The organism is Paraburkholderia terrae, from assembly GCF_002902925.1.
Classification (GTDB): domain Bacteria; phylum Pseudomonadota; class Gammaproteobacteria; order Burkholderiales; family Burkholderiaceae; genus Paraburkholderia; species Paraburkholderia terrae.
In genome coordinates this window covers 171,157-183,354 of record NZ_CP026112.1, presented here as the reverse complement: position 1 = coordinate 183,354, position 12,198 = coordinate 171,157, and the positions used below count along the sequence as shown (strand labels likewise).

The 12,198-nt window shown below is 60.6% G+C and carries 10 protein-coding genes; 3 read left to right on the top strand and 7 right to left on the bottom strand.

The genetic code is table 11. From position 1 onward, the window contains the following. Positions 1-197: 197 nt before the first annotated feature. The 3 genes from C2L65_RS16950 (at position 198) to C2L65_RS16940 (ending at position 2,586) form a co-directional block, all read left to right on the top strand. Complete coding sequence (locus C2L65_RS16950) at positions 198-629, top strand: cupin domain-containing protein (protein ID WP_007586358.1); 432 nt, start codon at positions 198-200, stop codon at positions 627-629. 326 nt (positions 630-955) lie between these two features. After that, positions 956-1,396 (top strand): DUF3331 domain-containing protein, encoded by a 441-nt coding sequence (locus tag C2L65_RS16945; protein ID WP_091779180.1) that lies wholly within the window; start codon positions 956-958, stop codon positions 1,394-1,396. A gap of 518 nt (positions 1,397-1,914) precedes the next feature. Further along, the gene (locus C2L65_RS16940; protein WP_042304258.1) at positions 1,915-2,586 is read left to right on the top strand and encodes an FMN-dependent NADH-azoreductase; all 672 of its coding nucleotides are present in this window, start codon (positions 1,915-1,917) and stop codon (positions 2,584-2,586) included. A gap of 78 nt (positions 2,587-2,664) precedes the next feature. Here the strand turns inward: C2L65_RS16940 and C2L65_RS16935 are convergent, their stop codons facing one another. The 7 genes from C2L65_RS16935 to C2L65_RS16905 all read right to left on the bottom strand — a co-directional run bounded on the left by C2L65_RS16935 (position 2,665) and on the right by C2L65_RS16905 (position 12,197). After that, a complete protein-coding gene (locus C2L65_RS16935) occupies positions 2,665-3,228 on the bottom strand; it encodes an RrF2 family transcriptional regulator (RefSeq protein WP_042304259.1) in 564 nt (187 codons plus the stop codon). A gap of 105 nt (positions 3,229-3,333) precedes the next feature. Beyond that, the gene (locus tag C2L65_RS16930; RefSeq protein ID WP_042304260.1) at positions 3,334-4,260 is read right to left on the bottom strand and encodes a LysR family transcriptional regulator; all 927 of its coding nucleotides are present in this window, start codon (positions 4,258-4,260) and stop codon (positions 3,334-3,336) included. Between the two features lie 242 nt (positions 4,261-4,502). After that, complete coding sequence (locus C2L65_RS16925; RefSeq protein WP_042304261.1) at positions 4,503-5,972, bottom strand: NCS1 family nucleobase:cation symporter-1; 1,470 nt, start codon at positions 5,970-5,972, stop codon at positions 4,503-4,505. A gap of 546 nt (positions 5,973-6,518) precedes the next feature. Continuing rightward, entirely contained in the window at positions 6,519-7,469 is a 951-nt protein-coding gene (locus C2L65_RS16920) for a GNAT family N-acetyltransferase (protein WP_042304262.1), read from the bottom strand. Positions 7,470-7,510: 41 nt separating this feature from the next. Then, complete coding sequence (locus C2L65_RS16915; RefSeq protein WP_042304263.1) at positions 7,511-9,700, bottom strand: TonB-dependent siderophore receptor; 2,190 nt, start codon at positions 9,698-9,700, stop codon at positions 7,511-7,513. Positions 9,701-9,748: 48 nt separating this feature from the next. Then, positions 9,749-11,134, bottom strand: coding sequence for a lysine N(6)-hydroxylase/L-ornithine N(5)-oxygenase family protein (locus C2L65_RS16910; protein WP_042304264.1), 1,386 nt, complete (start codon positions 11,132-11,134; stop codon positions 9,749-9,751). Between the two features lie 64 nt (positions 11,135-11,198). After that, positions 11,199-12,197 (bottom strand): GNAT family N-acetyltransferase, encoded by a 999-nt coding sequence (locus C2L65_RS16905; RefSeq protein WP_233446570.1) that lies wholly within the window; start codon positions 12,195-12,197, stop codon positions 11,199-11,201. Between the last annotated feature and the right edge of the window lies 1 nt (position 12,198).

Here is a 12,198-nt window from a genome sequence, read left to right as displayed (position 1 = left end):
GTGAAAATGGAAATTGCAAGCAGCAGGTGAACGTACGTTCCGTTGCATGCCGTCAAAAAAGCGTTTACTCTCCGAACTACGACTTAGTTAGTCGTAGTTAAAACGTCTGTATGACATAGCCGTCATGCAGACGATGCCGGCCTGCCCCGCTTGCTGCGCGGCGCCATCGCAAACCATTCATTCTTCGGAGAGTTAAAGTGAATTTCGTTCAGACCGTTCTTGCCTCCACGGCGGCAGCCTGCATCGCACTGACGGCGCCTCACGCGGCGCACGCGCATGGTGTCGATGGGCCGCGCGAGCACATCAGCCCCGCGTTCCAGACGCCGATTGCAAATGTGCCCGGCAAGACCATGACGGCCATCGTCGTCGACTACAAACCGGGCGGCGTGTCGCCGTCGCATCGTCATGGTCAGGCATTCGTGGTCGGCTACGTGCTGCAGGGCGAGATCCGAAGCAAGGTCGACGATGGCGAAGCGCGCGTGTATCACGCCGGTGAAAGCTGGACAGAAGCACCGGGCGTGCATCACATGGTCAGCGAAAACGCAAGCAAGACGAAGCCTGCAAAGCTGCTCGCCATCTTTGTCGCTGACGACAACGATAAAGACCTCGTCACATGGGACAAGAAGTAATGGCAATACATCTTTAAGCCGACATGCTTGCTTTACATATAGTTAGCGCAGGCTTTATCGGGCGTTAAGAAAAGACACCTGAAGCGGAAAGTATTACGTTGCACTTTCCGGTTAACAACGCTTAACTTGCTGTATGGCCGCCTGAACGTCCAATATGGAGTCACGGCGCGTTGATGTCGGGACTCGGTTTCGCGTATCGCTGCGCGCCATGCAGGCAAGTCGCTGATCTGCCTTGCGAGCCACACCGTACAACACTGTTGACGTCAGCAGCAGCACCTCGGCCGCGAAGGAGCGTGCCGCCAGCCAAACTCTGTGACGGAGGTGAAATGATGACTCGTCCGGTTGAAGAAGATATCGTTAGACGCGCATTGGTAGGCGTCCTGATGCCCACACCTATTGAATCTGCCAGGAAAGCACAATACGGTCCAAAAAAGAAATTTCGCATGACCAAGCGGCCACCGCCTGAAGCGTTAGAGCCTGTCGAGGTCGAGCCACCGCCGGCGCATATCTCCATTCTTGAACAACTGTCGTCGAAGACACTTAGCGTGTGCTGGAGCGATCCACGCTCAGGTCATTACGCGGATCAGGTATGGCGAATCGGTCTCGCACGCATGGACTCGTTCTGCGTGCTGACGGGTATGCCGATCCGGCGTGGCGACCCGGTGTTTCGACCAAGGGCTTGCGAAAGCTATTTCCCCGCTAACCGCGACAGGATGATTCTGGCATCCGCCGTGCCGTCCTGTCCGAGCGCAATCATGCTCGATTGATGTCATATGCACGTTCTTGTGTGTGCGGCGAAAAACCTGAACAAACCTTAAACGCCACAGGCTGTGAAGCTCCGGCGCTTCCACATATTGGTGCTGCGCGTCGTCGATTGACGCATGCGCTTCACGCGGCAACATTCGTTGCGCGCGCAGCATCCATCCTTCTGTGTACGCATGGCCTGTTATGGCGTTGCGTGCCTTTGTCATACGCATGACTTTTGCAAGGGTTACGCGAAAAGCGCCCGTTCGCCCATTCGATGGCACGACTGCACCGAGGTGAAACCTGCGTCGCAACCGCAGTCATCCCGCGCAACACTGAATCCCGTTTTTCTCTCTTATCAGCCCGCCGCGCCGCGCAACAACCCCGCAATGCCTTGCCGCGTAAGGCGTCGCCGCTTTCCTGCGCCCCTTCGAAACGCACGCGCGTCCACCCACGCTCGCGCCCCCTCTGTTGCGCACTGCGGGCAAACTCTCTATCCTCACAACTACGACAACTTTGATCGCAGTTATTGGAGATCCAGATGAAAATTTTCCACGTCGATTCGAGCGCCAAGCGCGAACGGTCCAACTCCCGCGCCCTGTCGCGCCAGTTCATCGAAAACCTGCGCGCCGAGGGCGTGGATGTCGAGCTCGACTATCTGGACGTCACGGTCGATACGCCGCCGCACGTCACCGAGGCCTTTGCCATCGCGACCTACAAGGAAGAGCACGAGCGCACGGCTGAGATGCGCGCTACGCTGGCCGCCTCCGACGCGCTTTGCAAACGGCTGCTCGAAGCCGACGCCTTCGTGTTTGCGATGCCGATGTACAACTGGTCGATGCCTTCGGCATTCAAGGCGTTCATCGACAGCGCCACGCGTCCCGGCATTACGTACAAGGCGGACGCGGACGGAAACATCGTCGGCCAGTTGAGCCGTCAGAAGGTGCTGTTCATCACGACGCGCGGCGCAGATTTGCGTCCCGGGAACCCGTTTTCGTCGATGGATGCGCTGACGCCGGCGCTCAAAGCCGCATTTGCTTTCATCGGTGCCAACGATCCGCGCTTCGTTGATGCGCAGCCATTGCAGTTCTCGGATCAGGAAGCGCGCATCGAGGCGCTGAAGCGCGCGCACGCCGAGCTGGCAAGCGTCGCAGCCGATTGGGCCGCATGGGAGCGCGCGCGCGTGGGCAGCGAGTTGCAAGAGACGGCGTAATCGTCAGCACAAAGCCGCAAAACAAAAAGGCCGCAGCTTTCAAGGCTGCGGCCTTTTGTCATGTCAACGGCGTGTCGCTCAGGAACGCGCGCCAGGCGTTGAACCACTGCGCGAACCACCACGCTCGCGCCGCCTGCCCGTCGTGCGGCCGTCCAGCCACTTCACGACTTGCGGGCCATAGGTGCGCGGCGCCTTCGCCGTCGTACGGACCGCCAGGTCCTCCAGCGATTGCGATGCCAGCGCCTCGCGCATGCGCTTCTCGGCGTTCTGCATCACGGCATGAATCGAGCACACGCCGCTCGTCGCCCAGGTTGGTGCCGTCTCGCCGAACACCGCACAGCGCGTGCGCACTTCCCGGCACTCGAACAAGGACTTGTCGCCATCGATCGCCGTCACCACGTCGAGCACCGAAATCTGGTTTGCCGGACGCGCGAGCGCAAAACCGCCCTTCGCCCCTTCCGTAGCAATGACCAGCCCGGCCTTATGTAATTTCGTAAACAGTTTCGCTACATAGTCGGCGGGCACGCCTTGCAGTTCCGCCAGATCGCGCACACTCGCTTCGGCCACGCCGCCGGGCGCCGCTTCCGTCAAAAAAAGCAGGCAGTGCAACCCATATTCGACGCCTGCGCTGATGTGAGACATAGTCACTCCGACAAATGCAATCGGAGTTAGGCTACCCGCTTTTGCAAGCCGGTGCAACCGGCGTCACGGAAGGTCTATTAAAGTCTGAACAATCGAAGCCCGTCGCTAAAGCGGACGAAGACTGTCGAGCGGATGCAGTTCGAGCGTATCGTCGACCGACAGTTCACGCGCAATGAAGTCGATAAACGTGCCAACGCGGCGGCTCGGCACCGCGCCCGCATAGACGGCGAACAGATCGACGCGCTCGCCGATGAAAGAATCAAGCGCCGTTTCGAGTCTGCCCGACATCAGCTCATGATAAATATCCCAGCGGTTCTTCAGTATCACGCCGTAGCCATGCACGGCCCATTCGCGCAATACGCCGCCGTCGCTCGCCACACGGTTGCCGGACACTCTCACCGCAATCTGCTTGCCGTCGACGACGAACGGCCAGTTCGAAAACGGCGCATCGGGACGCGCGAGAATCAGGCAGTTGTGCGAAGACAGTTGCGCCGGGTGCATCGGCTTGCCATGCGTCGCCCAATACGACGGCGCGGCGCATACCACACGCGGCCCCGTCAGCAACAGCCGCGCCTTAAGCCGCGAGTCGATCAGCGGGCCGTTGCGCAGCGCGAGATCCAGATGTTGATCGACGAGATCGACATGACCATCCGTCAGCAGCAGCGACACCTGCACTTGCGGATGCTCGCTCATGAACTTGTCGAGCAATGGCACGACGCGCGTGCGGCCGAAATCGTTGCTGGCGGTCAACCGGATCGGCCCGTTCAATGGACCGTCTTCGCGCAGGCTCAGAATCGCGGCATCCCAATCCGCGAGTACGCGGCGCGCGTCGTCCAGAAAGCGCTGACCTTCATGGGTAAAGGCGAGGCGGCGCGTCGTGCGCATGATGAGGCGCGCGCCCACTTCCTCTTCAAGCTTTTGCAGCGCGAGCGTGACTGTCGATGTCGACACCGTGCTCTTTCGCGCGGCCGCGGAAAAGCTCCCGGCCTCGGCGATTTCGACAAACAGCCTTAACGCGTCAAGCCGGTCCATCTTCGTGTCCGTTCGAAAGTCGTAGCAGTATGGAGTTATTTCGATTCGGTGGCCTTGCCGCCATATACGGTCGGATATGCACGCATATAACGACAGTGGCCCGCCATCGCACGTCGCGAATCGACTCCTGAGTATCGAATACTTTGATCGGTCTCTAAAGACAAACTAGCGCTTAAATCGGTCCATAACGCTATTGCGTCTGTATTCGTGCTATCGCGCCAATGCGGCCGGTTTCAGTTGCGTCAGGTTCTGTGGGCAGCGCGCATCATCCCAACGTAGAGAACCGCGCCCGCCACCGCGCCGATCAGCCAGCCAAAGTTGTTTTCAGGCAGGACGTGCAGTAGTTGTGTACACAATTCCCAGCCAATAGAAATGCAACCCGACAGCACGAGCGCCGCGACGCCGACCCTGTTCCAGCCACCGTCGTAATAGAAGCGGCCTGTCGACGACATCGTGTACAACTCGGCCGTTTGCACCTGCTGTTTTTTGATCAGATAGAAGTCGGCCATCATCACGCCATAGAGCGGCGCAAGCACGGCGCCGAATACGCTGACGAAAATCGTAATGGCCTTGGGACTGTCGACGAATATCCACGGGCACACGAGTACCGCGAGAATGGAAGCGATCAGGCCGCCACGCTTGAAATCGACATGTTTGGGGAAAAGATTCGCGATGTCGTAGGCGGGCGAAACAAAATTGGCGACGATATTGATGCCCATTGTCGCCACGATAAACGTGACGCTGCCGATCACCACGGCCACCTTGTTCTGGATGTGCGCGACGATCGCCACCGGGTCCATGATCATCGAACCGAACACAGTCGCGCTACCCGAAGTCACGATCACCGTGATGATCGCGAACACGATGAAATTGACGGGCAGCCCCAAAAAATTGCCGACCTTCATTTGATGTTCGCTTTTCGCAAAGCGCGAGAAATCGCCGAAATTCAGCAGCAGCGCAGCGAAATAGCTGACGACGAGCAGCACGGCATTGCCCATGCCCGCGAACTGTTCCGCGCCTGTTAGCGTTTTACCGCCGAGCGTCAGATTCAAACTGCCAAGCCCGGCCTGCGAGAGTATCCACGCCATCAAGACGAACATCACCACATACACGGCCGGCCCGCAAAAGTCGATGAACTTGCGGATCGTCTCCATGCCGCGTTGAAAGATCACTAACTGGAAGAACCACATGAACAGGAAGCTCACCCACCCCAAACCGTCCAGGCGCAGAAAGCTGAAGCCTTGCAATGCCGTCGATGCAGGAAAAAACAAAACCAGCAGCGTCGCGACCGCTTTCGAAGCGAAGTAAGTTTGCACGCCATACCAGACGATACCGACCACGCCGCGAATCACGGCGGCGAGGTTCGCGCCCATCACGCCCATGCTCACGCGCGCCATGACCGGGAACGGAATGCCGTGCATATAGCTCGGCTTGCCCACCCAGTTCATCAGCATGTAGACGACGAGAATGCCGACCGTCAGCGCAATCAGCACCTGCCAGCCGGAAATGCCGAGTAGAAACAGACTCGCAGCGAACGTATAGCCGCCGACGCTATGCACGTCGGACATCCACATCGCGAAGATGCTATAGCCCGTCCACGTGCGCCGGGCGTGCGGCACGGGCGCTAGATCGTGATTGTGCAGACGCGAATCGACCTGTTCGCCGGAATCGCCAAGACCGTGCGGCGCATCGAAAAGCGGTGACGAAGACATGGCTCCCCCCTGCTGGTTGAAGCATGGCCGTCTTCTGAAGACCGCCATGATCTGACGATGCGACGTGGCGCGCAGGCACGGTCTACCACAAGCCCGATGGGAGTCGCGTCTCGCGATGAAGGGTCTTGTTTCTGCAATATAGATTGTTTTAGTAATAAAAGCGTCTGTCGATGCTTTCAAAAAAGCGCGGAGAACAGGGGGAGGAGAAAAGCGAGGAGGGGTGAATGCTTCCGTGACCGATGAACGCGTCGCACGGCGTGGGTTTCGCCGCTGACCGCCCCTGCCGGCGTCATCTTGCGGATGACGCGGCGCCCGTCGGCGGAGGGTAATCCGCTGTCGTTGCGGGCAAGGAAGCATGTGGAAGAATATACCGGGTCACATTGTGGATAGGCTTCCTGTTTACGGGTTTCGACCGCCACAAACCGGAAGATTATTCCTTCTTAACAGAAATAATCAGAACATTATTTCAGATCCAATCTGCAAGCCCGCAATCGCGTCGGCAATGTCGACCACTGCGTGCAGGTGCAGGTCTAACCGCGCAACACCTCAAGGCCCGAACTGCCCGAAGTACGTCTCGCGCTCGACGATCACGAGCGCCGCACGCTTGTGCGGAAAATCGAACTCCTTCAGCGTGAAGGCGCCCAGCCGGTGCATCCATGCAATGTGCCGCGTGTGATCGATGCGCGGCTCGCCGACGATGCGTTGCGTGCGCGGATCGTCGAGAAACATGTAATGCAGGATGCCGTTGAACCACGCGCGCAGCTTGCCCGCGCTCTGATAGTCGCTGTTGCCGACGAGCAGATGCAGGCCGCGATCGAAATCGCCGGCATCATAGAACGGCGCGACGCGATCTTCCTTCGCCCAATAGACCTCGAAGTACGCAAACGGCTCGTCGTCGAAGCATCCGATCAGCGGATGCACATGCGGGTCCGCGCACTGCTCGGCCAGGTACGCCGCATGCTGCTCGCGCGTCCCCTTGAAATCCCAGAAGTGGGCAACGCGATCCTGATTCTGCCAATGGTGAAAGAGGTCCGTGTCGCGCTCGACGTCGACCGTGCGCAGCGTGAACGTCATGCCGACCGTCGGCATGAAGCGCCGATACACCGTACCCTTCGGCTTCGGCGCGCGCACGGGATGGCGCCGGTTGTGATGCATCGTGTAGCGCATCGGCATGCCTGCCGAAGAAGGCGCTGTGAGCCACAGCGACGGCTGCTGCCAGAAGGTCGCGCGCGACGTCATGAGCCGCAGCATCGAGCCTTCATGCGCCGCAGTATCCACGATACCTTCGCGGATCGCACGCGTGACGAACGCATGCGTCGCGTCGTCGTCATGTTCGAACGGCAAGGTCAGCGACACCTGCTGTCGCTTCGCATCGCGGCAAAAGATCTCCGCGAGCGCGGGCAATAGCTGCACGGGTGCCGCATCGCGCGGCCACGCCGACAATGCAAAGCCGTCCGGCGTCGGAACAAGTTCCTCAAAGGCCACGCGAGCGTTCATGCTTGTCTTCCTTTCCTCAAATGATCCAATGGTCGCGGCGCTTACCAGTCGTAACGCGCCGTCGCCAGTACCGTGCGCTGGTTGCCGTAGAAGCACGCAAACGCGCTCTGGCAACCGGTCACATAGCGGCGGTTGAAAATATTCGTCGCGTTCACAGCGAAGCGCCATTTGCTGATGTTGTAGTGGACGGCGGCGTCGTACACGGTATAGCCCGGCACGTGCAGCGAGTTGTCCGCCGCGCCCGCGCTATAGCTCGCGTAACGCAGGCCTGCGCCGAAGCCGAGACCCGTCAGCGGCCCCGTGTGCCACGTCCAGTCGGCCCACAGCGAAGCCGTCTGGTGCGGCAACGGAATCGCGACTGGCCACTTGTTCAGCGAATCGTCGTTGGCCTTGATGTTCTTCACATCCTGATACGCGTACGAAGCGATGATGCTCAGATCGCGCGTGATGTTGCCAACGGCGCTGAACTCGATGCCGCGCGAACGCACTTCACCCGTCTGCACGCTGAACGTTCCCGTTGGATCGTTCGGATCGGGTGTCGTGACGTTGGTCTGGTTGATCTGATAGATGGCCGCGTTCAACATCAGGTTCTTGTTGAACGGCTGCCAGCGCAAACCGAGTTCGATCTGCTTGCCCTTGGTCGGCTGGAACGGCGTGCCGTCCGCATTCACGCCAATCACGGGATTGAACGACGTCGCGTAGCTGATATACGGCGACAAACCGTAATCGCCGAGATACACGGCGCCCACGCGATACGTGAACGCGTGATCGTTCTGCCGCTGTTCGGTGTTCGCGACGGTATTTGTCGTCGTGTTACGGCTCCAGTCCTGGCGGCCGCCAATCGTGAAGACGATGCGCGGCGTCAGCTTGATCTGGTCCTGCGCGTAGACGCCGAAGCTGTCGAGCTTCGTTTTGGTATCGCTATAACCGAACGAATTCGGCCCGCTGAAGATATCCGACGTCACGGGAACGTAGACGGGATTGAACATGTTCAGACTCGGCGCCAGCGCGAGCTGTTCGCTGTCCGTCGACAATTGCCGGTTGTATTCGAAGCCGAGCAGCACCGTATGCTCGATCGAGCCGGTGTGGAATTGCGCCTGCGCCTGATTGTCGATGTCGAAGCGCGAGTAGTTCGGCTGGAACTGACCCGCGTAACGCGTCAGCGACGCTTCCGTCGGGTCGGTGGGATCGAGGCCGCCGCCGTACACCGTCGAGTTGTTCAACGACAGGTGCATGTAGCGCGTGTTCTGTCGGAACGTCCAGGTCGGATTCAAGCGCTGCTCGAACTGATAGCCGACCGACCACTGCCGTTTGTCATAACGCGCGAAGTTGCCGTCGCCCGTATAGAGGTCGTTCGAGATCACGCCATTCGGGTTCGGCAGAATGGTGCCGGACGCGGGCAGGAAGTTATCCGACACGTCAGTGTTATCGCGCAGATAGGTCGCGTACAGCGTCAACGAGGTATCGGCGGTGGGCTGCCATTTGATCGACGGCGCGAACATCAGTCGTTGATCCGCATTCGGCCCCGTCGGCATGTTGCCGTCGCGCCCCACGCCGACGAAGCGATACGTCAGCGTGCCGTCCTTGTCGATCTTGCCGCCCAGGTCGATGCCGATCTGCTTGCGTGCATCGGTACCGATCTGCAATTCGATTTCGCGGATACGCTCGGCTGTCGGCTGCTTCGTCTGAATGTCGACGAGCGAGCCTGGGTCGCCTTGTCCGTAAAGCACCGACGTCGGCCCGCGCAGCACCGTGATGCTTTCCACCTGATACGGATCGACGCGCCAGCTCGCGAGATTCAGCGTATTGGGTACCTGCAGCCCGTCGACGAACACACTCGGCGTGAAGCCGCGAATTGCCGTGTACCAGTCCGAGCGCGTGCTCGCGCCGTAAGACGAAAAGCCCGGCACATAACGCAGCGCCTGATTGATCGACGTCGCGCCCTGCTCTTCGATTTGCGCCGCCGTCACGATGTTCACCGTCTGCGGCACTTCGTCGAGCGGCGTATCCGTCTTCGTCGCTGTCGCGGTGCGATGCGCGACGAAGCCTTCCGTATCGCCCGCCGCCGCGCCTTGCACCTTCACGGCGGGCAACGTCGCTGTCTTGTCTTGCGCGCTGTTCTGGTTATCCGGCGCCTGTTGCGCCTGCGCGTGACCCGTTGCCGTGGCGAGAAAAGTCATGCTGGCTGCCGCAGCAATGGCACGCCGTTGCGTGCCTGTGACCCACTCCATCTGATACCTCGGAATATTGATGACGGCGCGTCGCGCCGCTTGTTGTTGTCAAAGAGCGAAAGCCACGCGGCCGCCGCTCCCCCCGGTTTGCGCCCCTGTGCGCGCTTGAACTGCGAAACTGTTTTCGTTGTTGCCTGCTTCGAGCGAGCCGGCGATTTCGTCTGCGCGGCGCGCGAGGATCGATAGCAGCGTGTCGCTCAGGCCGTGGCTGTCTTCGCAGCACCCTTGCAGATAGATACGCGGCTGGAAATGCGCAGGCGTTGCGAGCATGTAGTCGCGCGCGACTTCGCATTGCTCGACGGGTTTGCCCAATGCGTCGGCGAGCGGGTCGAGCAACGCGTGATGTGCGTCGCGCCGATAGCCCGTCGCGAGCACGACGGCGTCGAAACGCTCGCCACGCGCATCGCCGTCCATCCTGTCGCGCAGACGCATGTCGATTTCATTACCTTGCGCGCCTTGCACTTCACGCACGGATTCGATCGCGCAATTGTTCAGCAGACGATGTCGCGCCATGCCGCTCACGTTTTGCACATACAGCAGCTCATAGATCTGCTCGATCAATGGCCGGTCCACCACCGAGTAGTTGGTGTCGCGGAACGTATCGAGCAGCGAGCGGCGCGCGTCCTTCGGCTGCGAATAGATGAGATCGGTGAACGACGGGTTGAAGATCTCATTGACGAACGGGCTGTCGTCGGCGGGTTTCAGCGCGGGCGCGCGCATCACGAGCGTCGCGTCGACGTGCGGGAAGCGGCGCGTCAGGTCGATGAACACTTCAGCCGCGCTCTGGCCACTGCCGACGACAGCGACGCGACGCCGTGCCGTGTCGCCCTTGCCGTCGCCGATCACGTTGCCGATCGTCGTCAGATAGTTCGACGAGTGGATCACGGCGGCATCACGCAAGGCCGCGAATGCCGCAGGAATCTGCGGCACGCCGCCCATGCCGACCGACAACGCACGCGTCAGCCGATGACGCTCCTTGCCTTGCCCATCGCGCGAATGCACACGCAAGTGCGTGACGGTACGCGCATCGCTCTCGTCCGTGACGGGCTCGATCTGCGTGACCGATTCGCCGTAATGCACCTGATCGTCGAAGGCGCTCGCGACCCAGCGCAGATAGTCATGAAACTCGATCCGCGTGGGATAGAAGTTCTTCAGGTTGACGAAATCCTGCAGACGTCCACGCTCGAACAGATAGTTGATGAACGTGAAGCGGCTCTTCGGATCGCGCATCGTGACGAGATCCTTGAGGAAGGAAATCTGCATGCGGCTGTCGTCGAGCAGCATGCCGCGATGCCAGCCGAACTCCGGCTGCCGTTCGATGAAGCAGTGCGCGCCCAGCGCGCCGCCGTTTTCCGCGAGGCGCACGGCCAGCGCGAGATTCGACGGCCCGAAGCCGACGCCGATCAGATCGTGAATGTATTCTCGTTGACTCATGAAATGTCTCCCTTCTACCAGTGGCGACGAACGTTGTGCGTGTGACGGAAAGCGCAGCGGGGCATCACAGATGACGACCGTCGAAGAACGCTTCCCGAACCACGCGCATCAGCAACGCCCGTTTGTGCGGAAAATCGAAATGCGCGATGCTCGAAAAGCCGTGCTGCTTCAGGTAATCGATCATGCGAGCGTTGTCATGACGCGGCTCGCACACGACAGCCTGGGTACGCGGATCGTCGAGAAAGAGGTAATGGACCAGCGACGGCAGCCATGCCGCCACACACGCGGCGCCACGCCAGCGTGTATCGCCGACCAGCATGTGCAGACCACGGTCGAAATCCGTCGACGCCGCGAACGGCGCAATGCGGTCCTCCTTCGCCCAGTACGCTTCGAAGTAACCGAACGGCTCGCCGTCGAACGCGCCGATCAACGGATGCACATGCGGCGTCGACAGCACGCGTTCGAGGTACGCGCGATGCGCGTCGAGCGTGCCTGCCTCGCCCCAAAACGCATTGACGCGCGGTTCGTTCATCCACGCATGCAGGTGTTCGAGGTGCTGTGCGACGGAAGCCGTGTGCAACGTGAAGCGATGCCCGAACTCGGGCACATCGCGCGCATACACGATGCCGTCGACATAAGGCGCGCGCCGCGGGTGCCGCGCGCCGTCCGTCATCGCATAGGACAGCGCCGCGTGCGGTGTCGACGCATCGCGCGTGAGCCACAAATCAGGCTGCTGCGCCCACGCGTCGCGCAAGCAAAGGTTCTGCGCGGTCAGCACGCCGCTGTGACGCAGCGCATCGAACGCGTCGCGATGCAGCTTGTCGTTATCGAGCGCGACGGACTTGCTGTCGCGACTCGCGCCGAATGCCGCGCGCAACGCGGCCAGGACCGCGCGGCGTTGCCCCAGCGGCGACATCCCCTTGCACCATTCGACGATGCGCAGGCCCGCTTCACGCGTCCAGCGCGCGTGCAGCACGATGCCTTCGGCGCGGCCGTCTTCGGCCACCGTGATCGCGTCGCCTTCCAGATACGCCGCCAGCGACGGCTGCTTGAACGTGTTCATG